Origin of the sequence: Burkholderia stagnalis, from assembly GCF_902830275.1 — a bacterium.
Classification (GTDB): domain Bacteria; phylum Pseudomonadota; class Gammaproteobacteria; order Burkholderiales; family Burkholderiaceae; genus Burkholderia; species Burkholderia stagnalis.
Genome location: NZ_CADESW010000001.1, coordinates 419,378 through 443,304, shown reverse-complemented (window position 1 = coordinate 443,304; position 23,927 = coordinate 419,378). Strand labels below are relative to the sequence as shown.

Sequence of the window (23,927 nt, the reverse complement as noted above, 5' to 3'; positions counted from 1 at the left end):
CCTTTGACAGTCAAGCCCGGCGGTTCGCCGGGCACTCGGGGGATCAGACGAAATGAAGATCAAACCGCAACGTTCTGGAGCCGGGCCGGCGCGTACGCGCGCCCTGCACGGCGCGATGGCCGCAGCCCTGCTGTGCGCCGGCTGGTTCAACGTCTACAGCGCGGTCGCGCAGGTCGGCGCCGAGGCGGGTGCCCTGATGAAGGGCGGCCCGGCGAGCGCACCGGCGGCGATGGGCAAGGGGCCGATGCAGATGACGATCAGCATGACGCCGGCGCCCGCCGCCGGGGCCGCCGCCGCCGCGGCCGGGCCGCTGCGCGGGCCGAACTGCGTCGGTGCGGTGCGCGAATCGACGTCGGTCAGCGTGCCGCTCGGCAAGTCGATGCTCGTGCCGATGCCCGAGCCCGTGCGCAACCGCACGATCGGCAATCCGGCGGTCGCGCAGGCGACGATGGTGTCGCCGCAGACGCTCTACATCCTCGGGCTGTCGGTCGGCACGACCAACATGATCGTGCAGGGCAAGAGCGGTGCGTGCCGGATCATCGACGTGGCGGTGGGCGCCGACGCGGGCGGCCTGCAGGCGTCGCTCGCGCAGCTGATGCCGGGCGAGCGCGACATCCACGTATCGACCGCGGCCGACACGATCGTGCTCGCGGGCAACGTGTCGAGCTCGCAGGCCGCGCAGCAGGCTGCCGCGATCGCGAAGGCCTATGCGAACAGCGGCAGCGGCAACGGCGCCAACGGCGAGAACAAGGGCGGCAACGTGCTCAACATGCTCACCGTGACCGCGCCGCAGCAGGTGATGCTCGAGGTGAAGGTCGCCGAGGTGTCGAAGACGCTGATCAACCAGCTCGGCTCGGCGTTCAACATCCAGGGCGGCTTCGGCTCGTGGAGCGGCGCGCTGGTGAGCAACCTGCTGGCCGGCGTCGCGAGCGGCATCGTCGCGAACAAGGCGAACAACCGGCCGTTCAGCGTCGCGGTGGATGCGCAGAACACCGACAACCTCGTCAAGATCCTCGCGGAGCCGAACCTCGTGACGATCAGCGGCCAGGAAGCGACCTTCCTCGCGGGCGGCAAGATCTTCATCCCGGTGCCGCAGAGCAATACCGGCGGCGGCACGACGATCACGCTGCAGGAAGAGGAATTCGGCGTCGCGCTGAAGTTCCTGCCGACGGTGCTGTCGAACGGCCGCATCAGCCTGAAGGTCGCGCCGGAAGTGTCGGAGCTGTCGCAGACGGGCGTCACGCTCACCGCGACCAACGTCGCCGGCGCGTCGATCCTGCCGCTGATCACGACCCGGCGCGCGTCGACGACGGTGCAGATGGCCGACGGCGAAACGTTCGCGATCGGCGGGCTGATCAAGGACAACGTGTCGGGCTCGCTGAAGGCCGTGCCGGGCATCGGCGAAATCCCGGTGCTGGGCGCGCTGGCCCGCAGTACGTCGTTCCAGCAGGATCGCACCGAGCTGATCTTCATCATCACGCCGCACCTGGTGAAGCCGCTGCAGACCGCCGACGTGCCGCTGCCGACCGACAGCTTCACGCGGACCAACGAAGCGGACGTGTTCGCCACCGGCAACATGGAAGGACGCGGCGGCCTGCGCAAGCATGGCCGGATGCCCGCCAGCGAAGCCGCGCCGGCGCAGCCGATGCCGCAATCGCAGGCGCCGGCGCCTGAACCGGAGCCCGCGCCGGCTCCCGCGCCGAAGCAGCAGAGCACGCCTGCCGCCACCGCCGCGCTGCCCGCGCCGCGCGCACCGCAGGCCGATGCGGCCGCCAAGGCGGTGACGTCGGCGGTGCCGGTCGCGACGCAGGATGTGCCGGCCAAGCCGCTCGTCGAGACGCACGCCCCGGTGCCCGCTCCGGCGCCCGCACCGGAGCCGGCGAAGGCCGAGTCGGCGCCGGCAGCGGCCTTACCGAACGCCGCGCCCGCCGCGGATGACGCGACGGCGGCCCGCATCGCCCGCATCGAAGCGGCCGCGGCGCGTATCGCCGCGGCGAACCAGGCCGCGCCGGCCCAGCCGGCGCCCGCGAAGCGCCGCACGCAGCAGGTCGCCCGCGCGAATGCCGCGCCGTCGTCCACCGATCATTGAAGACAGACAAGGGGAAGCTCATGAAATCCGCCTACCTCGTAATCGTGCGCCGCATGGCCCTGGCCGCGCCGCTCGCCGCCGCGCTCGCGGGCTGCATGACGTCGACGCCGGTGTGGGACACCCGGTTCGGCGAATCGGTGCGCGCCGTGACGCAAGCGCAGATCATCGATCCGCACGCCGCGGACCACGCGCCGGCCAAGCCGGCCGTGTCGGGCGCCGCGGCGGCCGCCGCGCTGGACAACTACGAAAAGTCGTTCCAGGCGCCCGAGCCGAAGTCGAACGCGTTCGTGATCGGCATCAGCAAGTCCGGTAACCAATAACGACAGCTGCTCAGGGAGATTGCCATGTCCCGCGTTGCTCAACATGCTCGACTCGCCGCTCGCGGCATGCGCCGCCAGCGCGGCGCCGTGGCGGTCATCGTCGCAATCGTGCTGGCGGTGCTGATCGGGTTCGTCGGCCTCGCGCTGGATCTTGGCAAGTTGTACGTCACGCGCAGCGAACTGCAGAACAGCGCCGATGCCTGTGCATTGGCGGCTGCGCGTGACCTGACAGGCGCCACGGTGAACCTGTCGGTTTCGGAGGCGGCCGGCATTACCGCCGGCCACCAGAATTTCGCGCTGTTCCAGCAGAACGCGGTGCAGCTGAATACGGATTCGAACGTCACGTTCAGCGATGCGCTGACCAATCCGTTCCTGCCGAAGGGTTCGGTGTCGAAGCCGTCGGCGATCAAGTACGTGAAATGCACGACGGCGCAGGGCAACATCGCGAACTGGTTCATCCAGGCGCTGAACGTGATCCCGGGCGTCAACATCGCGAATGCCGCCGTGTCGGCCACCGCGGTCGCGACCGTCGGGCCGTCGCAGACGACCTGCGCGATTCCCGTGTTCATCTGCAAGGCAGGTACCGCCGTGAGCCCGCCGGTGGCCGGCGCCACCTACAACATCGGCGACTGGATGTCATCGAAGACGGGCTCGCCGCCGTCCTACGGCGCGGGCAACTTCGGCTGGGCCGCGCTCGACGGCTCGAACAGCGCGTCGGAGATTACCAAGGAGTTGGCCGGCAACTACTGCAACCTGCCGGCGATCGGCTCCAGCATCGGCTCGCCGGGGAACAAGATCTCGAGCGGCGATGCGTGGAATACCCGCTTCGGCATCTATCACAACCCGTTCAAGGGGCCGGCCGACGGCACGCCCGATTTCACCGGCTATTCGTACACGTCCAGCACCTGGCTGGCGGGAAGGGACGCGTACGCGGACTTCGTGGCCAAGCGCCAGACCTTCGCCAGCTACCAGGGCGACACGCTGAGCGGTATCAGCACGGGCGGCTCGTATTCGGCGGGCAACTATACGGGCGGCGCGGATCGCCGCCTGGTGCTGGCGCCCGAAGTCGACTGCACGCAGCTGCTGAGCGGTCACAGCGCGTCAGTGCTGCAGTGGGATTGCGTGCTGATGCTCGACCCGATGGCGTCGGGCGGCGGCGCCGGCCCGGTGCACCTCGAGTATCGCGGCTCGTCGTCGATGGCAGGCAGCCCGTGCGCGACCGAAGGCGTGCCCGGCAATTCCAATTCCGTCGGGCCGATGGTGCCGGTGCTCCTTCAATAACCGAGACGATCATGAACCAGAAGCCCCTGTCCCGTCGTTCCCGGATGCGCGGCGTCGCCGCGGTCGAGTTCGCGTTCGTGATGATTCCGCTCGTGCTGCTCGTCACCGGCGTCGCGGAGTTCGGCCGCGCGATCTACCAGTACGACGCGCTGACCAAGTCGACGCGCAACGCCGCGCGCTACCTGTCGACCTACCTGTCGAGCGATCCCGCCTATCCGCTCGCGGAGGCGCAGTGCCTCGCCGTCTACGGCAGCACGACCTGCGGCGCGAAAGGCACCGAGCTCGCGCCGGGGCTCGCGACGACCAACGTGGTGATCTGCGATGCGTCGCACAGCACCGGCTGCAGCGATGCGTCCGACCCGGCGCAGTTCGCGAACGTGATCACCTACGACTCGAACAACGGCGCGGCGGGCGGCGCGCCGTCCGGGAGCATCAACCTGGTCGAGGTCAAGATCAAGGGCTACAAGTACGTGCCGATCCCGGCGTTCTACGGCCTGCCGCAGATCACCTTCGGCAACATCGTCACCGTGATGAGGCAAGTGTCATGAACCCGCGCACCCGTTCCCCGCTGCGCCGCCGCGGCCAACGCGGCGCGACCGTCGTCGAGTTCGCGCTGGTCGCCGCGATCTTCTGCACGATGCTGATCGGCATCTGCGAATTCGGCCGCGTGCTGTTCTACTGGAATACCGCGAGCGAGGCGATGCGCCTCGGCGCGCGCACCGCGACCGTGTGCGATGCGGACGCCACCGTGATCAAGCAGCGCATCACGACGCTGATGCCGCTGCTGAAGGCCAGCAACGTGACGCTCACCTATACGCCGTCGGGCTGCGATTCCGATCCGACCACCGCGCGCAACACCTGCACGTTCGTCACGCTGCAAGTGACGGGCATCACGATCAAGACGCTGATCCCGTTCGTAAAGATCAACGTCCCCATGCCGTCGTTCACGACCACGCTCCCTCGCGAGAGCCTGATGTCGTCAACCGGCGGAACGGTCTGCAATTAACCGAATGACGAGGCGAACAACATGATCAACATCCTCGTGGCCTCCGACGATACGGGGCGTCTTACCCAGATCGCGCGGCTCGTCTCCGACTGCGGCAGCTACCGCGTGACGCGCGCGGCCGGCCGGCCGTCGCAGATCGAGCATCGCACCGACGGGCTCGATGCGTTCGACGTGCTGATGATCGACGGCACGTCGCTCGACGCGGCCGAGCTGTCGGCGATCGAACGGATGTGCCGGCTGCACATGGGCCTGACCTGCATGCTCGTGACCGCCGATGCGTCGCCGCACACGCTGCTCGACGCGATGCGGGCGGGCGTGCGCGACGTGCTGGCCTGGCCGCTCGAAGTCCATGCGCTCACCGACGCGCTGGAGCGTGCGGCCGCGCAGAGCACCCGGCGCGACGGCAACGACACCCGCATCGTGTCGTTCATGTCGTGTAAGGGCGGTTCGGGCACGACGTTCGTGGCCAGCAACGTCGCGTACGAGATCGCCGAGACCTTCAAGCGCCGCGTGCTGCTGATCGACCTGAACCAGCAGTTCGGCGACGCGGCGTTCCTCGTCACCGACGAAACGCCGCCGTCGACGCTGCCGCAGCTCTGCACGCAGCTCGAGCGCCTGGACGGCGCGTTCCTCGATGCGAGCGTCGCGCGCGTCAGCGACACCTTCCATGTGCTCGCCGGCGCGGGCGACCCGGTGAAGGCGGCCGAGATGCGCGAGGACGCGCTCGAATGGATCCTCGGCGTCGCCGCGCCGCGCTACGACTTCGTGATCTTCGATGTCGGGCTGAACCTCAACCCCCTGTCGATGGTCGCGCTGGACCGCAGCGACGTGATCGAGCTCGTGCTGCAGCCGACCATGCCGCACGTGCGCGCGGGGCGCCGGCTGCAGGAGATCCTGATGTCGCTCGGCTACTCGCTCGACCGCCTGCGCCTGATCGTGAACCGCAACACGCGCGCCGGCGAGCGCACGCGCGCCGCGCTCGAGGAAGTGCTCGGGATGCATGCGTCGCTCGTGATCCCGGAAGACCAGGAAAGCGTGCTCGAATCGGTCAACCAGGGGCACCCGATCTCGCGCCTCGTGCGCAACTGCGCGGTGGCCCGCACGCTGCAGGCGTGCGCGAAGCAGCTCGTCGAAGGCGAGGTGCGCGCGGGGCGCGGCGCGGAGCGCAATGAACCGTTGATCGCCCGGCTGTTCGGCCGCGGCGCGACGCCGAAACTCAAGTCCATGTGAATTCAATCGAGGAGTCGATCATGTCACTGCGCGAACAGTTGTCCATGCAACGGATGCCGCCGCTGGCGGCACGTTCCGACCTCGGCGCCGGCGGCGCGATGGTGCGCGAGGCGTACCAGAAGCTGCGCCGCGAGATCCATACCGCGGTGCTGGAGCGCGTCGAGCTCGAGCGCCTGTCGCGGCTCCCGCAGGAGCAGGTCCGCCACGAGATCACGATGCTGATCGCGCGCATCCTCGACGAGGACAAGATGCCCGCGAACGACATCGAGCGGCGCCAGCTCGCGATCGACGTGTACGACGAGATGTTCGGCTTCGGCCCGCTCGAATCGCTGCTGCGCGACCCGAGCGTGTCGGACATCCTGGTCAACACGTACAAGCAGGTCTACGTCGAGCGGCACGGCCAGCTCGAGCTGACCGACGTGACGTTCTACGACGACGCGCACCTGATGAAGGTGATCGAGAAGATCGTGTCGCGCGTCGGCCGCCGCATCGATGAATCGAGCCCGATGGTCGACGCGCGCCTGCCGGATGGCTCGCGCGTCAACGCGATCATCCCGCCGTCGGCGATCGACGGGCCGCTGATGTCGATCCGGCGTTTCGCGGTGTGCCCGCTGAAGATGGACGATCTCGTGCGCTACCAGAGCATCACGCCGCCGATGGCGGAGCTGCTCGACGCGCTGTCGCGCGCGAAGGTGAACGTGCTGGTGTCGGGCGGCACCGGCAGCGGCAAGACGACGCTGCTCAACATCCTGTCCGGCTTCATCCCGCAATACGAGCGGATCGTGACGATCGAGGACGCGGCCGAACTGCAGCTGCAGCAGCCGCACGTGCTGCGCCTCGAGACGCGCCCGCCGAACATCGAGGGCAAGGGCGAGATCACGCAGCGCACGCTGGTGCGCAACGCGCTGCGGATGCGCCCCGACCGCATCATCCTCGGCGAAGTGCGCGGCGCCGAAGCGCTCGACATGCTGAACGCGATGAACACCGGCCACGAAGGCTCGCTCGCGACGATCCACGCGAACACGCCGCGCGACGCGCTGACGCGCCTCGAGAACATGATCAGCATCGCGGGCCTGTCGCTGCCGCCGAAGACGATGCGCCAGCAGATCGCGTCGGCGATCTCGGTGGTCGTGCAGGCGGCGCGCCTGACCGACGGCAAGCGCAAGATCGTCAGCATTTCGGAGCTGACCGGCATGGAAGGCGACATCATCAACATGCAGGAGATCTTCACGTTCCGGCGCACGGGCATGGACAAGGACGGCACGGTGCGCGGGCACTTCACCGCGACCGGCGTGCGGCCGAAGTTCGCGGATCGCCTGCAGGCATTCGGCATCAACCTGCCGGACGCGCTCTACGACCCGTCGCGTCACTACGAGGCGAACTGACGGCGCGGCCGGCGCAGGCCGGCCGGGCGCCGATGACGAGGAATGACCATGGATCCGATCTTCTACGCGTTTGTGATTCTCCTGTTCGTCGCGGTCGTGCTGATGTTCGAGGGCATCTACCAGTGGTGGAACGCCCGGCACGGTGTGTCGGCCAAGCGCATCGAGGCGCGCATCCGCGCGATGTCAGCGGGCGGGCAGGTGCAGAAGGAACGGCTGTCGATCCTGAAGGAGCGCATGCTCAACGAAGCGAAGCCGTTCGACCGGATGCTGATGGCGATGCCGCGCATCCAGTCGGTCGACCTGCTGCTGCAGCAGTCGGGCATGAGCTGGTCGGTCGCGAAGCTGGCCGGGATCACCCTCGCGCTGCCGCCGATCGCGCTGCTCGCGCTCAGCTTCACGACGCTGCCGCTGCTGCTCGCCGCGCTCGTCGCGCTGCCGACCGCGAGCCTGCCGATGCTGTTCGTGATGCGCAACCGCGGGCGCCGGATGCGCAAGCTCGAGCGCCAGCTGCCCGACGTATGCGACATGATCGCCCGCGCGCTGCGCTCCGGCCACGCGTTCACGAGCGCGATCGGGATGGTCAGCGACGAGTTTTCCGAACCGATGGGCAGCGAATTCCGCGTGACGTTCGACGAGATCAACTACGGCGTGTCGCTGCACGACGCGCTGATGAACCTCGCGACGCGGGTGCCGGTGCGCGACCTGCGCTATTTCGTGATCGCGGTGCTGATCCAGCGCGAGACCGGCGGCAACCTGGCCGAGCTGCTCGACAGCATCGCCGCGCTGATCCGCGAGCGCTTCAAGCTGTTCGACAAGATTCGCGTGCTGTCGGCCGAAGGGCGCATGTCGGCCTGGGTGCTGGGGCTGCTGCCGTTCGCGACGGCCGGCGCGATGATGGTGCTGAACCCCGAATTCCTGGCGGTGCTCTGGCAGGACCCGGCCGGGATCAAGATGGTCGCCACCACGCTGGTGTCGATGGCGTTCGGCGTGTTGTGGATGCGCCGGATCATCCGGATCCGTGTCTGACGCGCGGCGCGCGATACGACCGGATGCCTCACGACCTGATCGAGGAGCTGTCATGCAAAACCTGAACACGATGCAAATCCTGATGCTCGCCGGGCTGTTCGCGGCGGTCTTCGCCGGCGCGCTGGTGGCGCTGCTGGTCTTCGTGCCGCGCAACATGCAGCGCCGCCTGCAGCAGGCGGGCGGTGGCGCGGCGACGCTCGGCGGCGACGGGGCGGGCGGCGCCACGGCCGAATGGGTCGCGAAGCTGGCCGAGATCTCGAAGCCGATCTCGAAGCTGTCGGTGCCGAAGGAAGGCTGGGAAGAATCGCCGCTGCGGATCCGGCTGATGAACGCCGGCTGGCGCACGCCGAACGCCGCGAGCGTGTACTTCACCTGCAAGACGCTGCTCGCGATCGCGCTGCCGACCATGCTGCTGCCGGCGCTGATCACGACCAAGCTCGCGGAGAGCCGCTACACGCTGTCGATGATCCTCGTGCTGTTCGGCGCGATCGGCTATTACCTGCCGAACGCCGTGCTGTCGCGCAAGATCGCGACGCGCCAGCGCGTGATCTTCGAGGATTTCCCGGACGCGCTCGACTTGCTGACCGTCTGCGTCGAAGCGGGCCTGAGCCTCGATTCCGCGCTGCTGAAGGTGTGTGAGGAGCTGAAGTTCCGCAGCCCGGTGGTCGCGAGCGAGCTCGACCTGATGCTGCTCGAAATGCGCTCGGGCTTCACGAAGGAAGCCGCGCTGCGCAATCTCGCGCTGCGCACCGGCGTCGAGGACATCGAATCGTTCTGCGCGATGCTGATCCAGGCCGATCGCTTCGGCACGAGCATCGGCGATTCGCTGCGCGTGCTGTCCGACATGCTGCGCACGCGGCGGCGCATGCGCGCGGAGGAGCGCGCCGCGAAGATCGCGCTGAAGCTGCTGTTCCCGCTGATCTTCTGCATCTTTCCGGCCCTGCTGACGGTGCTGCTCGGGCCGGCGTTCATCCACATCTACCGGATCCTGCTGCCGACCTTCGCGTCGATGAGCGGCGGCTGAGAATTCCGGACGACGGGCGCCGCCGGATCACGGCGGCGGGGAGGGGAGGCGGCCGGCTTGTCCGGCCGCGTCTTTTTGGTGGGGCGGGGGCGGGCCGCGTCAGCCGCCGTAGATGTCGAAGTCGAAGTATTTGGACGCGAGCCGCCTGTAGGTGCCGTCCTTCACCATGTCGAGGATCGCGCGGTCGATCTTCGCCTTCAGGTCCGCGTCCTCCTTGCGCAGGCCGATGCCCGCGCCGACGCCGAGCACCTTCTCGTCGACGAGTTCCGGCCCGACGAACTGGTAGCCGGCGCCGCGCGGCGATTTCAGGAAGCCGATCGCGGCCTGCACCTCGTCCTGCAGCGCGGCGTCGAGCCGGCCGGCCAGCAGGTCCGCATAGACGCCGTCCTGGTTCTGGTACGACACGACGTTCGCGCCTTGCTTCGCCCAGTACGCCTTCGCGTACGCTTCCTGCGTCGTGCCCTGTTCGACGCCCACCGACTTGCCCTTCAGCGATTCGCCGGTCGGCAGCAGCGGCGAGCCCTTCTTCACGACGAGCCGCGTCGGCTGGTTGTAGATCTTCGTCGTGAACGCGATCTGCTCCGCGCGCTGCGCGGTGATCGACATCGACGACAGCACCGCGTCGAACTTCTTCGCCTTCAGCGCCGGGATCATCCCGTCGAAATCGTTCTCCGCCCATACGCACTTCGCCTTCAGGCGCGCGCAGATCTCGTTGCCGAGATCGATGTCGAAGCCGACGAGCTTGCCGTCGGGCGCCTTCGACTCGAACGGCGCATAGCTCGCGTCGGTGCCGAAGCGCAGCGTGGTCCAGTCCTTCGCGGCGGCGGTGCCGGCGGATGCGGCGAGCAGGGCGATCGAAACGGCGGCAATCAGTCTCTTCATGGTGTGCATTCCTTGGCGTGGTCTTTCCGGTTCCATACGACGCGGTTCAGCCGGACTGGGCGTGGAGACGGCTAGGCCTCCGCACTGCCATTAAGACAGAAAATAAAATCGGAGTCCAGAATGGACAAAAAATATCGATTCGGCGCGAATGAGGCGAGCCGAGAGACGTGACCGAAGCGACGACGGGGGGCGACCCTTGCAAAAATACGAGAATGGACTAATGTTGTTAGTGAATTCGTTTTGAGACTAACGAGCATGTCCCAGCCCGCCCACCTTCCGCATTCCGTTCCGCCGCAGGCCTCGGTCGCGCAGATGTCGGCGGCCGGCCTGCGCGCGTTCTTCAACATCGCGCGCGACTGGGCGCTGACGATCGACGAGCAGATCGTGCTGCTCGGGTCGCCCGGCCGCTCGACGTTCTTCAAGTGGAAGGCGGCGCCGGAATCGGCGCGCCTGCCGCGCGACACGCTCGAACGCCTGTCGCTGCTGCTCGGCATCTACAAGGCGCTGCAGATCCTGCTGCCGCAGCCGGCCGCCGCCGACGCGTGGGTCAAGCGCCCGAACGACGCGGCGCCGTTCGGCGGCAAGCGCGCGCTGGATCGCATGCTGGCCGGCAACGTCGGCGATCTCGTCGCCGTGCGCCAATACCTCGACGCGATGCGGGGCGGATGGGCGTGAACGTTCCGGACGCATCGCTGCAGTGGCCGGTCACGGCCCTCGACTGGGCGCCCGCCTATCGCGTCATTCCCACCCGCTTTCCGGCGATCAACCTGTTCGACCGCGTCGCGTCGGCGGACGATTTCGACGTGCTGTACGCGCTCGAATCGCTGACCAACGACCGCATCCGCAACGAAGTGGGCGCGCTCGACCTCGTGCCGCCCGCCGAGCGCCGCTACGGGCTCGGCTGGGGGCCGATCATGGCCGCCTTCACGCATCTGAATCCGCAGGGCAGCCGTTTCTCGGACGGCAGCTACGGCGTGTTCTACTGCGCGCGCTCCCGCGACACGGCGATCGCGGAAACCCGCTACCACAGCGCGCTGTTCCTGGCCGCGACGAAGGAGCCGCCGATGCGCCAGCAGATGCGGCTGTATACGGTGGCCGCACAGGGCGAGGTGGCCGACGTGCGCGCGTGGCCGCAGCGCGATCCGGCGCTGCTGCATCCGGTCGATTACGGTGCGGGGCAGGCGCTCGGGCGGGCGGTGCGCGACGCGGGCGGGGCGGGCGTCGTCTATCCGTCGGTGCGCGATCCGCTCGGCGAATGCCTGGCGGCGTTTCGCACCGCGATCCTGCATGACTGCCATCACGCGGCCTATCTCGAATACAACTGGAACGGCCACGCGGTCGATGCGGTGTTCGAGCTGAGCCAGGTGGGGTAGCGGCCGCCGGCGTCAAGGCAACGCCCACTCGCCCGCATGCCGCTCGCGCGCCTCGGCTTGCGACACCGACCAGCTCTTGCCGGTGCGCGGCTCGACGAGCGTGAGCCGGCCGGCCGGCGCGAACGCGCCCGTGTCGATGAACCATTGCGCGCCGATCCGCAGCGGTGCGCGCACCGGCGTATGGCCGCTGCACGTCAGCGACAGGCCGTCCTGCCGGACGGGATCGGCGAGCCCCTGCACGAGATCGCGCCCCCAGATCAGCCGCTCGCGCACGTCCGGCGCGTAACTGCCCGTATCGAGCGCGGCATCCGGGCCGAAGAATTCCGCATGCAGCACGTTGAAGCGCGCGGGCCCGTCGCCGATCACACGCACGAGCGGCAGCGTGTCGACCCGCGCCGCATGCGCGTGCAGGCGCTCCGGCGGCAGGTCCGCGCCCCAGTCGCCGCCGATGCCGCGCCACGCGTCGGCCGGCAGCTGGCCGCGCGCGACGAGGCACAGCACTTCCTCGTGATTGCCGCGCACGACGTGGCACCACGGGCGATCGAGCAGGTCGAGCGCGGCTTCCGATTCGGGGCCGCGGTCGACCAGGTCGCCGACGGAGAACAGGCGGTCGCGGGCCGGGTCGAAGCGGACGTCGTGCAGCAGCGCGCGCAGCGGGCCGAGGCAGCCGTGCAGATCGCCGACGACGAAATCGCGGCCCGCCGTGTTCGCGGGGTGGCGGCAGAGGGTGGGGGCGGCAGTCATCTTCTTATCTTAGGCGCTGGCATCGGTCGCCACGCCGAGCCGGAATGGCGATAATCGGGGCGGTACCCGCCGGGCGGCCCGCAGCGGGCCTTCGCGCGCCGCCCGGCGCCTTTCCATTCGCTTTCGGACACCCACGATGACCCTTTATCCGCAGGTATTACGCAACCGGCCGCGCCTGATGGCGGCGCTCGTGGCGGGCGTGCTCGGCGCGCTCCTGCTGCCCGCGCCGCTGCGCCCGGGCGCCCGGGCGCTGGTCGGCTGGGACGTCGCGATCTGGCTGTACCTGGCGATGATGTGGATACGCATGGTGACCGCGCACCATCACAAGGTGCGCGAGATCGCCATGCGCGAGGATCAGAACGCGACCACCGTGCTGACGGTGATCTGCGTCGCGACCGTCGCGAGCGTCGCGGCGATCGCGATCGAGCTGGCGACCGCGAAGAACGTGGGCTTTCGCGCCGGGCTCGGCCATTACGCGGTGACGGCTGCGACGCTGTTCGGCGCGTGGTTCCTGATCCCGACGATCTTCACGCTGCATTACGCGCGGCTCTACTACGGGTCGCCGGCCAGCGAGCGCGCGCTGCGCTTTCCGGACAGCAAGCTCGAGCCCGACTATTGGGATTTCCTGTACTTCTCGTTCACGATCGCGGTCGCGTCGCAAACCGCCGACGTGTCGCTCGGCAGCCGCCCGGCGCGGCGCGCGGTGCTGTCGCAGTCGATTCTTTCGTTCTACTTCAACATGGCCGTGCTGGGCCTGTCGATCAACGTCGCGGCCGGGCTGTTGAGCTGAGCCGCCGTCGCAGGCGCGCGGCGGCGCGTCACGCGAGCAGCGCGTACGGGCCGCCGCGTTCGAGCGCGCGTTGGTAGGCAGGCCGCGCATGAATCGTGTCGAGGAAGCGCGCGATCGCCGGATGCGCGCTGCCGCCGCCGCGCGCGGTCGCCGCTTCGAGCGGGAAGCTCATCTGGATGTCCGCCGCGCTGAAGCTGTCGCCGACGAACCAGCCGGTGCGGCGCAGCGTGTCGTCGAGGTAGCCGAGATGCAGCGCGATCTGCGGATCGATGAAGCTCGACTGCAGCGTCGCGGCGATCTTGCGCGCGATCGGCCGCGCGAAGAACGGCATCGGCGCGTTCGCGATCCGCAGCGCGACCAGCTTGAGCAGCAGCGGCGGCATCGCCGAGCCTTCCGCGTAATGCAGCCAGTACGTGTAGTCGAGCCGCTCCGTCGTGCCCGGCGGCGGCGCGAGGCGGCCCGCGCCGTAGCGCTCGACCAGGTAGTCGACGATCGCGCCTGATTCGGCGAAGGTGCGGCCGTCGTCGGTGACGACCGGCGACTTGCCGAGCGGATGGATCGCGCGCAGCGCGGGCGGCGCGAGCATCGTCTTCGGGTCGCGCGCGTAGCGCACGATCTCGTACGGCACGCCGAGTTCCTCGAGCAGCCAGAGCACGCGCTGCGAACGCGAGTTGTTCAGGTGGTGGACGGTGAGCATGGGCGGGCCGGGGCAGGGGCGGGAACCTCATCATAGAGGGTGTGCGCACCGGGCGGCACGTCCATTCGCGGCCCGTGTGCCGTCACGCGCGCCGCACCGCGATCCACGCGCCCCAGAACAGGCTCGCGAAAAAGCGCAGCGGCGCGTCGAACCCGGCGTCGTGCAGCAACCGGTGGATGGCGTCCTCGGTCGCGGGCGGATCGGCGCCTTGCAGGATCTTCGCGAGCTTCGCGTCCACCACGTCGGGCGTCGCGCCTTTCATCCGCCAGCGCTGCCGCCACGCGTCGAGCAGGCGCGGGTGCGCCGCATAGTGCCGGTAGTTGCCGGCGACGACGAGCGGTGCGCCGGGCTTCAGCCGCCGCGCGATCGCGCGCAGCAGCGCGGCTTTCGCGTCGTCGCCGGGCAAGTGGTGCAGCACGCCGATCAGCGTCGCGCCGTCAAAGGCGGCCGTGTCGGGCAGCGCGTCGACTTCGGCCTCGACGAAGCGCGTGCGCGCGCCGTACCCGGCGGCCTCGACGTTGCCGCGCGCGAGCGCCAGCATCGGCGCGGACGGGTCGGCGGCGGTGAAGCGCCAGCCCGGTTCGAGCGCGGCGGCGACGAGGATTTCCTGGCCGGTGCCGCCCGCGCCCGCGACGAGCAGTTGCGCGTCCGGCCGGCCGATCGTCGACGCGAGCATGCAGGCGGCCAGTTCGTGGCACGCGTCGTAGCCGGCGAGGGCGATGCGGGATTGCTCGGCGTATTCGGCGGCGCGCGCCGGATCGAATTTCGCGGCGCTGGCGGGAAGCGACATGGCGGGTCCTCGGCGGGGGCGCGGACGGCGTGCCCGCGCGATGCCGCAGAGCGTAAGCGCGACGCCGATGGCCAACAAGGCGAGCGGCCATTCCGGTATCGCGACTACCTTGTTGCGGCGCGATGCGCGATGCGCGATGCGCGATGCGCGATGCGCGGGCATCGGCGCGCTCGCGCGAAGCGCAGGGGCCGGGAGCCGGGAGCCGGGAGCCGGGAGCCGGTGCCGGTGCCGGTGCCAGTGCCGGGAGCCGGTGCCGGGAGAGCCCTGAGCCCTGAGCCCTGAGCCCGGAACCCGGAACCCGGAACCCGGAACCCGGAACCCGGAACCCGGAACCCGGAACCCGGAACCCGGAACCCGGAACCCGGAACCCGGAACCCGGAACCCGGAACCCGGAACCCGGAACCCGGAACCCGGAACCCGGAACCCGGAACCCGGAACCCCGGGGTCAATACGCAATTAATAATGTCCGGTCGTACGGATCGCCGCCGCGAAAACCGGCGCATACTGCTTTCCTCCCTCCTGCTTGGCGACCCGCATGCCAGGCCCTCCCTGCGCCGATCGACGGCGCATCCGTGCAGCCCGGCACGCACGAGGAGCGCACGATGTCCGATTGTCCGCACGATCCGTATGCGCATCATTTCATTCACTGTCTGCCGTTCGGCGCGCAGCCGTGCGGCGCGGCCGGCACGTCGCCGCGCACGCATTTCCGCGTGTGGGCGCCCGGCTGCACGCAGGTCCAGCTCGAGCTCGACACCGGCAGCGGCTTCACCGCGATGCCGATGACGCCCGCCGGCCCCAACTGGTTCGAAGTGTTCGCGGACTGCGGCGCAGGCGCGCGCTACCGCTATCGCCTCGATGACGCGGTGTCGATTCCCGATCCCGCATCCCGTTCGCAGCCCGAAGGGCTGCACGGCCCGAGCGAGGTGGTCGACCCGCGCGCGTTCACGTGGCGCCACACGTTCTGGCGCGGCCGCCCGTGGGAAGACATCGCGCTGTACGCGATCCGGCCGCATGCGGCCGGCGGCTTCGACGGCGTGCGCCGCCGGCTGCCGCAGCTCGCGCATCTCGGCGTGACCGCGCTCGAACTGCTCGCGTCGCCGCACGACAGCCTGCCGTTCGCGCCGCTGGCGGCCGAAGGCGGCCCCGACGCGCTGAAGGCGTTGATCGACGATGCGCACGGCTACGGCCTCGCGGTGCTGCTCGAACTCGACTACGCGCGTTTCGGCAGCGGCACGGAGGCGCTGCGTCATTACGCGGCGCCGTTCTTCCACACCCGCGACGATCCGCTGCAGGCGTCGCCGCTCGCGCTCGACTATCCGGAGGTGTGCGACTTCTTCTGCGACAACGCGCTGTACTGGATCGAGGAATACCGCTGCGACGGCCTGCGGCTGCGCGAAGCGGACCGCATCGGCGTGTCGTGGCTGCGCGAGATCGCCGACCGCGTGCGCGCGGCCGTGAAGGCCGACCGGCTGGTGCACCTGGTGCTCGGCAGCGAGCGCCATCCCGCGCACCTCGCGGACACCCATTTCGACGCGCAATGGAACGGCTGCGGCGAACGCGCGCTGCACCGGCTGACGGGCCGCGACGTGTCCGGCCACGAAGGCTTTTCCGCGCATCAGTCGATCCACACGCTCGCGCGGGCGCTGACGGCCGCCGGCGCCGCGTTCCAGCCGTCGACGGCCGCCGGCGAAGGCGGCACGGCCGACACCGCGCTGCCGCTGACGTCGCTGGTGCTGTCGGACGGCGCGCTGCGGGACTGCGGCGAGGATCGTGAGGCGGGCCTGGCCGCGCTCGCGCTGTCGCTGCTGACGCCGCAGATTCCGCTGATCTTCGACGAAACCGCGCGCGATCTAGAGCGCGCGCATTTCGTGCAGTCGGCGCTCGCGGTGCGGGCGAAGCTGATCGCGCCGCGGCTGGCCGACTGCCGGCCGGAGGATGCGCATACGCTGCGCACGAGCAGCACCGGCGAAGCCGATGCGCTGCTCGCGGCGTGGCGGCTCGCCGACGGCGAGACGCTCAGCATCGCGCTGAACCTGTCGCCGGAGGCGGTGCCGTTCGACGCCCCGGCGGGGATGGTGGTGTTCGAGACGCCGGGCCGCGCGCGCGACCGGGTCGATGAAGGCGAACTGCCGCCGTATTCGCTGGTCGCGTGGCTGACGGGCGACGTCAACGAGTACGCGCTGACGCACGACGTGCGCCGCATCGACGATCGCATGTTGCGCGGGATGCGCGCCTGAATGCCTGAGTGCCTGAGTGCCTGAGTGCTTGAGTGCTTGAGTGCTTGAGTGCTTGAGTGCTTGAGTGCTTGAGCGCTTGAGCGCTTGAGCGCTTGAGCGCTTGAGCGCGCGATTGCGCTACCAGAAGCCGCGGATACCCGCGATGCCGTGCGCGCCGTGGCGGCGCGCGTCGGCGAGTTGCGCGCGCGTCATTCCGCCGAGCGCATAGACGGGCAGCGCGACCTGCGCGACCCATGCGCCGAACGTGGCCCAGCCGAGCGCCGGCGCGCCCGGATGGCTGAGCGTCGGCAGCACCGGCGACAGCGTGACGAAATCCACGCCGATGCGCGCCGCGTGCTGCAGGTCGTCGAGCGTATGGCACGCGGCGGACACGAGCCGCCCGGCCGGCAGCGGCCGTTGCGCGGACGCATGCAGCGCCGCGCCGTCGAGGTGCCAGCCGGCGCCGGCGAGCGCCGTCACGCCGGCCGCATCGATCCTGCCGTTGAGCATCAGTTGCGCGCCCGCCGCGTCGCAGCGCGCGAGCGCGTCGGCCGCGAGCCGCGCGAACGCGGCGGCGTCGAACGACTTCACGCGCAGCTGCACGAGCGTCTCGCCGCGCGCGAGCACGGCCGACAGCCGGTCGAGAAACGCGCGGCAATCCGCGTCCGACGCGGAGGCCGGCTCCGGCGTGATCACGCAGCAGCGCGGCAGCGGGGTCACTCGTCGGCTTCCTTCGCGACCTTCGGATAGACGCGCACCAGCACGATGCGCGGGCCGTTCATCTTCTTCACGACGACGTCGAAGCGGTCGAACGCCACCCGCTGGCCTTCGGTCGGCAGGTCGCTCAGCGCGTGGATCACGAGGCCGCCGACGGATTCCGCGCGCCCCTCGTCGATGTCGATGCCGAGCGCCTGCTCGAGCGACACGACGGGCAGGCTGCCCTTGCCCATCAGCGTGCCGTCGTCGAGGCGGGTCCAGTCGGCGTCGCCCTGGCGGAACTCGTCGTGGATCTGGCCGACGAGCGCGCCGAGCAGGTTGTCGAGCGTCAGATAGCCGATCGGCTTATGGCCCTTGTCGCCGACCAGCGCGAAATGCGGCGCGCCCTTGCGGAAACGGCGGAACAGCTCGAGCGCCGGCGTGTCGGGCTTCACGTACTGCACCGGGCGCACGTAGTCGGACAGGTCTTCCAGCGCGGCGCCCGCATGGCGGGCGAGCAGCAGGTCCTTCAGGTGGATCAGCCCGCTCACCTGTTCGCGCGACGCGTCCTCGAACAGCGGATAGCGGCTGAAGCGGTGCCGCGCGACGATCTCCATGTTGTCCGGCAGCGGGAGGTCGCGGCGCAGGCCGATCATCTCGTGGGCCGGCCGCATCAGGTCGGACACGGTCATCGACGAGAAGTCGAGCGAATGCGCGAGCGTGTTCCATTCGTCGTTGCTGTACGCGCCGCGGGCCGCCTGGCCCGGCTTGCCGGCGCTGCTGCGGCGGCTGCGCAGGATCAGCTTCAGCTCGTCGGTCGAGTAGTGCGCGTCGCCGCCGTGGTCGGCCGACAGGCCCGCGAACTTCAGCACCGCGTTCGCGCTGCTGTTGAGCACCCAGATCGCCGGGTACATCGCCCAATAGAACGCATAGAGCGGCAGCGCGACCCACAGGCCGACCTTCTCGGACTGGCGGATCGCCATCGATTTCGGCGCGAGTTCGCCGACGACGATGTGCAGGAACGAGATCAGCGAGAACGCGAAGATCAGCGAGATCAGGTGTACGAGCTGCTCGGAATGGATGCCGATCAGGTCGAGCAGCGGGCCGATCAGCGCGGCGAACGCGGGTTCGCCGATCCAGCCGAGGCCGAGCGACGCGAGCGTGATGCCGAGCTGGCACGCGGAGAGGTAGGCGTCGAGGCGCCCGTGCACGATCCCGAGAATGCGGCCGCGCAGGCCGCGCTTGCGGGCGAGGGTCTTGACGCGCGTCGCGCGGAGTTTGACGAGGCCGAATTCGGCCGCGACGAAAAAGCCGTTGAGGGCCACCAGTAACAACGCGCCGATCAGCGCGAAGATCTGAACCAAGGAATTGCTCCGGTAATGACAGGCCCGTCAGTATAGGGCCGGAAAGGCAAACGTAATATTTGTGCGTCGAGTCGCCGGGTGCTTACACGGGCGCCTCGCAGGGAAGGGTGAGCGTGAGCGCGACCGCCGCGCCGTCGGCGAACGGATCGTGCGTGAACGTGCCGCCGTGCGCGAGCGCGACGCGCTGCACCAGCGCGAGCGTCCACGCGACGCGTTTCGCGTCGCGCTCGCGCAGCATCTCGCGGCGCGCGAAGGTCTCGAATACGTGAGGGGCGGCCGGGTCGGCGAGCGCGCCGGCATTCACGTCGCAGGCGGCGCGGGCGACGAGCCGCGCGCCGTCGCGCGTGCAGGAGAACGCCACGCGGCTGCCGGCGGCGCTCGCCTCGACCGCCGTGACGAGCAGGGTCCACAGCGCCTGCGCGACGCGTTCGCGGTCGGCGCGCACGTGCGGCGCGCCGTCGGGCAGCGCGGCGTCGAGCGTCACCTGGCGCGCATCGGCCAGCGCGAAGCGGGCGAGCGCGAGCACGTCGTCGAGCAGCGGGCGCAGCGCGAACGGCTGCGGCGCGAGTGCGAGCGTGCGGGTTTCGGCGCGCGGCGCGTCGAGCGCGTCGTCGATCAGCTTCACCTGCTGGTCGATGCCGGTGCGGATGCCGGCGAGCGCGCGCTGCAGCGCCGGATCGGCATTCGCGAGCTGGCGCTCGAGCACGTACGCCCAGCTGTGCATCGCGTTGAGCGGGCTGCGCAGGTCGTGGGACGCAGTCGACAGCGCCTGGTCGCGCAGGAACAGCGCCGCCTGCGCGGCATAGTGCGCTGCGCGTTCGCGCAGCAGGTCGGCGGCGGGATCGGCGGGAACGGACGTCACGGAGCGGGCCTGTCGAAAGCGGTTGGTCGTGAATCGGGAACCGCCATTATAGGGATCGTGCGTGTCACGCCGGAACGGCGTCCTCGTCTTCGTCCTTGTTTCTCGCGTCGCTGCCCGGCAGCAGCTGGCACGCGAGCAGCCCCGCGAGCATCAGCGCGCAGCCGAGCAGCGCGCGCAGCGTCAGCGTCTCGCCGAGCGCCGCCCAGCCCGCGATCGCGGCGAACACGCCTTCCATGCTGAAGATCACCGCCGCGTGCGCGGGCGCCGCATCGCGCTGCGCGACGACCTGCAGCGTATAGCCGACGCCGACCGACAGCAGGCCGCCGTACAGCAGCGTCGGCAGCGCGCCGCGCAGCATCGCGACGCTGACCGGCTCGACCGCGAGGCCGGCCGCGAGACACAGCGTGCCGCAGGTCGCGAACTGCAGGAACGCCAGCACGAGCGGATCGTAGCGCCGCGCGAGGTGGCCGACCGCCATCACGTGCGCGGCGATGATGATCGCGCCGGCCAGCTGGAACCAGTCGCCGTAGAGCACCGAGAAATGCTCGTCGATGCTGAGGAAATACAGCCCGATCGCCGCGAGCAGCGCGCCGAACCACGTGCCGGCGCCGATCCGGTGGCGCGCGAACACGCCGATCAGCGGCACGATCACGACGTACAGCGAGCTGATGAAGCCCGCGTTCGCGATCCGCGTGTATTGCAGGCCGATCTGCTGCAGCGAGATCGACACCGCGAGCAGCGCGCCGAGCGCCAGCCCCGGCAGCAGCCGCGCCGGCGCGCGGCGGATCGCCGCGAGCTGCGCGCGCGCCGCCGTGTTGAGCGCCAGCAGCGGCACGAGCACGAGCGCGCCGAGCAGGAACCGCAGCCCGGTGAACAGGAACGGCCCGATCACGTCGAGGCTCAGCCGCTGGGCGACGAACGCCGATCCCCAGATCGCGGCGGCGGCGAGCATCAGCAGGTTGGCGCGGAGGTGTTGGCGGGCGGCGGGCGTCATGACGGTTCGTAAGGCGGAGGACTGACGAAACCCGACAGTTTACGCCGAGATTGCAAGGCTGTCGGCAAAACGCCGGAGCGCGGCCGCCGAGCGGGCGTCGCGCACGCGCGTGTAGAGCACGACCTGCGAGTGCGGCAGCGGCGGCAGGCCGAACTTCGCGCCGACGTCCACCAGCGTGCGCGGCGCGACGCGCCGGGCCAGCGGGCAGACCGCGAGCCCCGCGGCGGCGGCGGCCGCGACCGCCGCCACGCCGCCCCCCGTGAAGCGTTCGCGCCACGGCCGGCCCGCATGGTCGAGCGCACGCAGCGCGGCGGCCCGCACCCCGCACGGGCCGGCCAGCACCGCGAGCGGCAGCGGCTCGTCCGCGCGCGGCGCCCAGTCCGGCGCGGCGAGCCATACGAGCGGCTCGGTGAACAGCAGCGTGGCGTCGTCGCGCGGCGGGTCCTCGCCGGGCTCGTGGCGCACGATCGCGGCGTCGAGGCGGCGCTCGTCGTACAGCGCGAGCAGGTTCGTCGACGTGCCGAGGTGCATCTCGAGCGACAGGCCCGGATCCTGCCGGTGCAGCGACGTGAGCACGGCCGGCAGGTCCGGCACCGCGACGTGCTCGCTGACGCCCAGCGACAGGCGGTGCGTGCCGGTCGCGATCGCGCCGAGCGCCCGGTCATGCGCGTCCAGCAGCGCGCGGGCGGCGGGCAGGAACACCTCGCCGTCGGCCGCGAGTTTCACGACGCGCGGCGTGCGTGCGAGCAGCGGCTTGCCGAGGTGGGCTTCCAGCCGCTTCAGCTTCAGGCTGACGGCCGATTGCGTGGTGCCGAGCGCGTCGGCCGCGCGCGTGAAGCTGGCGAGATCGGCGACCAGCACGAACGCCCGCACCGCATCGAGGTCAAGGACTTTCATTTCCAGTGTAAATGGATGAAATATGCATTGATGACTGTTTATTATAGTTCGGCGGGCTTAACCTGACGTCGCGTTTCCCTCCATCAACGTCACCATCAGGAGCACCACCATGCCTTTCACCCGAATCGCGTTGCGCGAAGGCAAGCCGGCCGACTATCGCGCCGCCCTCGTCGACGGCGTGCATCGCGCGCTGATGCGCACCTTCAACGTGCCCGAGGACGACATCTTCATGGTCGTGACCGAGCACGCGAAAGAGAACTTCGTGTTCGGCCGCCATTACCTCGACATCGAGCGCAGCGACGATCTCGTGATGATCCAGATCACGGCGAACAACACGCGCACGCTGGAGCAGAAGCAGGCGCTGTACCGGACGATCGTCGAGCACCTCGCGCAGCAGCCCGGCGTGCGGCCGCAGGACGTGTTCATCAGCCTCGTCGAGGTGCTGAAGGAAGACTGGTCGTTCGGCAACGGCATCGCCCAGTACGTCGTTTGATCCTCGGCACGCGGCGCCTCGGCCGGGCGGCCGCGCGCGATATCGAGCCGTGTACCATGGACCCTGCATCACGAGCGACGCCGGCGCGAGCGAGGCGCCGGCGACTCATCATGAGCGGGAGCGTCCATGTCGCGTGTGCTGGAAGTCGTGTTGTGCATGTCGTTGGAGGGTTGGCCGGCCGCGCCGGGGAGCCGCGCGCGCGGCGCGCAGCGCGAGTTCGGCGCGGAGCTCGGCCGGGCGTGGCGGATCTGCCCGCAGGTCAGGATGAGGCGCGGCGTCGAACGCGTGACGATCGAGCCGTGCCAGGTCGTCGAGGCCGAGCCGAGCCCCGGCGCGCAATGGTGGACCTGGGTCGAATCCACCGCGAAGGAGCGGCGCGTCGTTGCGGCACGCACGCGCCCGCTCGCGCCCGGCGTGACGCTGCGCGAGATCTTCGACGCGGCGCATGCGGGCATCGTCGTTGCATCGCCGGAATCGAACGATTCGCCCGAACCGGGCGCAACGCCCGATGCCGACGCGGAAGCCGCCGTCGCGCCTGAAATCGTCACGTCCGCCGAACCCGCCGTGCCGTCATTCGGCGAGGCCGCACGCGTGCGGCTCGTCAGCGAGCGGCGGCGCGGCCGCTGGGCCGACGACAGCGGCGTGGTGGTCGAGATGACGCTCGACGACGTCACGATCCACGGCATCGACGACGCACCGCGCCGCTACTGCGAACTGCGGCTCGCGGCGCCGGACTGGGAGGCGCCCGACGCGCGCGCCGCCGCGCTGCGCGCGCTGTTCGCGGCCGCGCGCGAGCTGAGCGGCGCGTGGCCCGCGTTCGTGCAACTGACGAGCGTGATCGATCGCGCGTGCGCGGGCACGCTGGCGGCGGCCGCGCCGGTGAAGGCGCAGCTCGTCGACCTGAGCGGCGTGCGCACGCAGCGCGCGGCGCTGTTCGCGCTGTCGGGCGACATCGCCGCGCAGTGGCTCGGCAACGAAAGCGGCGTGCTCGAGCGCGACGACCCCGAGTTCATCCACCAGATGCGCGTCGCGCTGCGCCGCCTGCGCACGCTGATGCGTTTCTTCCCGCGCTATGCGAACGCCGGCTGGCAGGACAGGTTCGACGCGGACCTGTGCTGGCTGGCCGCGTTGCTCGGCACGGTGCGCGACTGGGACGTGTTCTCGACCGAGAGCCTGCCCGCGCTGATCGCCGCCGACGGCGACAGCGACAGCAGCGAATGGGCCGGCACGCTCGACGCCGCGCGCGCGCAGTGCGTGGCGGCGCGCGTTGAATTGCGGCAGGGGCTGCATTCGGCGCGGTATGTGCGGCTCACGATCGGCTGGCTCGAATGGCTCGCCGCGTTCGTGCTGCCGCCCGCCGCGGAAGATACCGCGCCATCGCTGAAGCGGCACGCGACCAAGCGTGTGCGGCGGCTGTTCGGTCATCTGTACGGCGCGCCGTCGCTCACGACGCTCGACACCATCGCGCGCCACCAGGTGCGGATCGATGCGAAACGCCTGCGCTACGCGCTGGAGTTCTTCGCGTCGCTGGCGTCGCGCCGCACGCGCACCGAGACGGTCAAGACGCTGGCGCGCGTGCAGACCGTGCTCGGCGAGGCGAACGATACGATCGTCGCGCTGCAGCACCTCGAGCAGCTGGCCGCGCCGCCGTATCAACTCGGCTTCGTGCGCGGCTATGGCGCGGCGCTCGAGCAGCGCGCGGCGCGCGACGCCGAGGCGCTGCTCGCCGGCCTGCGCCCGCCGAAGCTGTCCGGCTAGGCGCGCCCAC

Annotated in this window: 24 protein-coding genes; 15 read left to right on the top strand and 9 right to left on the bottom strand. The window is 70.0% G+C overall.

Going from position 1 to position 23,927, the window contains the following annotated elements:
• The first annotated feature begins 52 nt into the window (after positions 1-52).
• Genes HWY45_RS01960 through HWY45_RS01920 form a run of 9 tightly spaced genes read left to right on the top strand, consistent with a single transcriptional unit; the run spans position 53 to position 9,361 of the window.
• The gene (locus tag HWY45_RS01960; RefSeq protein ID WP_059884362.1) at positions 53-2,089 is read left to right on the top strand and encodes a type II and III secretion system protein family protein; all 2,037 of its coding nucleotides are present in this window, start codon (positions 53-55) and stop codon (positions 2,087-2,089) included.
• Between the two features lie 20 nt (positions 2,090-2,109).
• A complete protein-coding gene (locus HWY45_RS01955) occupies positions 2,110-2,409 on the top strand; it encodes a hypothetical protein (RefSeq protein ID WP_059884361.1) in 300 nt (99 codons plus the stop codon).
• Between the two features lie 24 nt (positions 2,410-2,433).
• Positions 2,434-3,690, top strand: coding sequence for a pilus assembly protein TadG-related protein (locus HWY45_RS01950; RefSeq protein ID WP_059884360.1), 1,257 nt, complete (start codon positions 2,434-2,436; stop codon positions 3,688-3,690).
• 44 nt (positions 3,691-3,734) lie between these two features.
• Positions 3,735-4,238 carry a TadE/TadG family type IV pilus assembly protein gene (locus HWY45_RS01945; RefSeq protein WP_059808746.1) on the top strand — a complete coding sequence of 168 codons (504 nt, stop codon included), beginning with the start codon at positions 3,735-3,737 and terminating at the stop codon, positions 4,236-4,238.
• Complete coding sequence (locus HWY45_RS01940; protein WP_059808743.1) at positions 4,235-4,696, top strand: TadE/TadG family type IV pilus assembly protein; 462 nt, start codon at positions 4,235-4,237, stop codon at positions 4,694-4,696. The genes HWY45_RS01945 and HWY45_RS01940 overlap by 4 nt, the downstream gene beginning before the upstream one ends.
• 21 nt (positions 4,697-4,717) lie before the next feature.
• Positions 4,718-5,926 carry a CpaE/TadZ family protein gene (locus tag HWY45_RS01935; RefSeq protein ID WP_059808741.1) on the top strand — a complete coding sequence of 403 codons (1,209 nt, stop codon included), beginning with the start codon at positions 4,718-4,720 and terminating at the stop codon, positions 5,924-5,926.
• A gap of 20 nt (positions 5,927-5,946) precedes the next feature.
• The gene (locus tag HWY45_RS01930; RefSeq protein WP_059808920.1) at positions 5,947-7,311 is read left to right on the top strand and encodes a TadA family conjugal transfer-associated ATPase; all 1,365 of its coding nucleotides are present in this window, start codon (positions 5,947-5,949) and stop codon (positions 7,309-7,311) included.
• A 48-nt stretch (positions 7,312-7,359) separates the two neighbouring features.
• Complete coding sequence (locus tag HWY45_RS01925; RefSeq protein ID WP_059884359.1) at positions 7,360-8,337, top strand: type II secretion system F family protein; 978 nt, start codon at positions 7,360-7,362, stop codon at positions 8,335-8,337.
• Between the two features lie 52 nt (positions 8,338-8,389).
• Positions 8,390-9,361 (top strand): type II secretion system F family protein, encoded by a 972-nt coding sequence (locus HWY45_RS01920; RefSeq protein ID WP_059808735.1) that lies wholly within the window; start codon positions 8,390-8,392, stop codon positions 9,359-9,361.
• Positions 9,362-9,460: 99 nt separating this feature from the next.
• On the opposite strand, the gene HWY45_RS01915 is transcribed toward HWY45_RS01920, so the two are convergent.
• Positions 9,461-10,243: an ABC transporter substrate-binding protein gene (locus HWY45_RS01915; protein WP_059884499.1), complete on the bottom strand. Its 783-nt coding sequence runs from the start codon at positions 10,241-10,243 to the stop codon at positions 9,461-9,463.
• A 255-nt stretch (positions 10,244-10,498) separates the two neighbouring features.
• Between HWY45_RS01915 and HWY45_RS01910 the strand changes: the two genes are divergently transcribed.
• Positions 10,499-10,918: an MbcA/ParS/Xre antitoxin family protein gene (locus HWY45_RS01910; protein WP_059565926.1), complete on the top strand. Its 420-nt coding sequence runs from the start codon at positions 10,499-10,501 to the stop codon at positions 10,916-10,918.
• Positions 10,909-11,616: an RES family NAD+ phosphorylase gene (locus tag HWY45_RS01905; protein WP_059884358.1), complete on the top strand. Its 708-nt coding sequence runs from the start codon at positions 10,909-10,911 to the stop codon at positions 11,614-11,616. The genes HWY45_RS01910 and HWY45_RS01905 overlap by 10 nt, the downstream gene beginning before the upstream one ends.
• Positions 11,617-11,628: 12 nt before the next feature.
• Here the strand turns inward: HWY45_RS01905 and HWY45_RS01900 are convergent, their stop codons facing one another.
• Complete coding sequence (locus tag HWY45_RS01900; RefSeq protein ID WP_059884357.1) at positions 11,629-12,360, bottom strand: metallophosphoesterase; 732 nt, start codon at positions 12,358-12,360, stop codon at positions 11,629-11,631.
• 136 nt (positions 12,361-12,496) lie between these two features.
• On the opposite strand from HWY45_RS01900, the gene HWY45_RS01895 reads away from it, so the two are divergent.
• The gene (locus HWY45_RS01895; RefSeq protein ID WP_059565929.1) at positions 12,497-13,150 is read left to right on the top strand and encodes a DUF1345 domain-containing protein; all 654 of its coding nucleotides are present in this window, start codon (positions 12,497-12,499) and stop codon (positions 13,148-13,150) included.
• A 28-nt stretch (positions 13,151-13,178) separates the two neighbouring features.
• Here HWY45_RS01895 and HWY45_RS01890 read toward each other — a convergent pair whose 3' ends face one another.
• Positions 13,179-13,847, bottom strand: coding sequence for a glutathione S-transferase (locus HWY45_RS01890; protein ID WP_059808726.1), 669 nt, complete (start codon positions 13,845-13,847; stop codon positions 13,179-13,181).
• 82 nt (positions 13,848-13,929) lie between these two features.
• Entirely contained in the window at positions 13,930-14,637 is a 708-nt protein-coding gene (locus tag HWY45_RS01885) for a class I SAM-dependent methyltransferase (RefSeq protein WP_059884497.1), read from the bottom strand.
• 602 nt (positions 14,638-15,239) lie between these two features.
• Here HWY45_RS01885 and HWY45_RS01880 point away from each other — a divergent pair.
• Complete coding sequence (locus HWY45_RS01880; RefSeq protein ID WP_059884494.1) at positions 15,240-16,874, top strand: DUF3459 domain-containing protein; 1,635 nt, start codon at positions 15,240-15,242, stop codon at positions 16,872-16,874.
• A 117-nt stretch (positions 16,875-16,991) separates the two neighbouring features.
• Here the strand turns inward: HWY45_RS01880 and HWY45_RS01875 are convergent, their stop codons facing one another.
• The 5 genes from HWY45_RS01875 to HWY45_RS01855 form a co-directional block, all read right to left on the bottom strand.
• Positions 16,992-17,573, bottom strand: coding sequence for a thiamine phosphate synthase (locus HWY45_RS01875; RefSeq protein ID WP_059884356.1), 582 nt, complete (start codon positions 17,571-17,573; stop codon positions 16,992-16,994).
• Complete coding sequence (locus HWY45_RS01870) at positions 17,570-18,913, bottom strand: hemolysin family protein (RefSeq protein WP_059565933.1); 1,344 nt, start codon at positions 18,911-18,913, stop codon at positions 17,570-17,572. Before HWY45_RS01870 ends, HWY45_RS01875 begins: the two co-directional genes overlap by 4 nt.
• A gap of 82 nt (positions 18,914-18,995) precedes the next feature.
• Complete coding sequence (locus HWY45_RS01865) at positions 18,996-19,775, bottom strand: sensor histidine kinase (protein ID WP_059884355.1); 780 nt, start codon at positions 19,773-19,775, stop codon at positions 18,996-18,998.
• Positions 19,776-19,839: 64 nt separating this feature from the next.
• A complete protein-coding gene (locus HWY45_RS01860) occupies positions 19,840-20,769 on the bottom strand; it encodes a DMT family transporter (RefSeq protein WP_059884354.1) in 930 nt (309 codons plus the stop codon).
• Positions 20,770-20,808: 39 nt separating this feature from the next.
• Positions 20,809-21,666, bottom strand: a complete 858-nt coding sequence (locus tag HWY45_RS01855; protein WP_059565936.1) for a LysR family transcriptional regulator — start codon at positions 21,664-21,666, stop codon at positions 20,809-20,811.
• Between the two features lie 109 nt (positions 21,667-21,775).
• Here HWY45_RS01855 and HWY45_RS01850 point away from each other — a divergent pair, with 109 nt between their 5' ends.
• Both HWY45_RS01850 and HWY45_RS01845 read left to right on the top strand, forming a co-directional pair.
• The gene (locus HWY45_RS01850; protein WP_059565937.1) at positions 21,776-22,159 is read left to right on the top strand and encodes a tautomerase family protein; all 384 of its coding nucleotides are present in this window, start codon (positions 21,776-21,778) and stop codon (positions 22,157-22,159) included.
• 126 nt (positions 22,160-22,285) lie between these two features.
• Positions 22,286-23,917: a CHAD domain-containing protein gene (locus HWY45_RS01845; RefSeq protein ID WP_059884353.1), complete on the top strand. Its 1,632-nt coding sequence runs from the start codon at positions 22,286-22,288 to the stop codon at positions 23,915-23,917.
• The last annotated feature ends 10 nt before the right edge of the window (positions 23,918-23,927 follow it).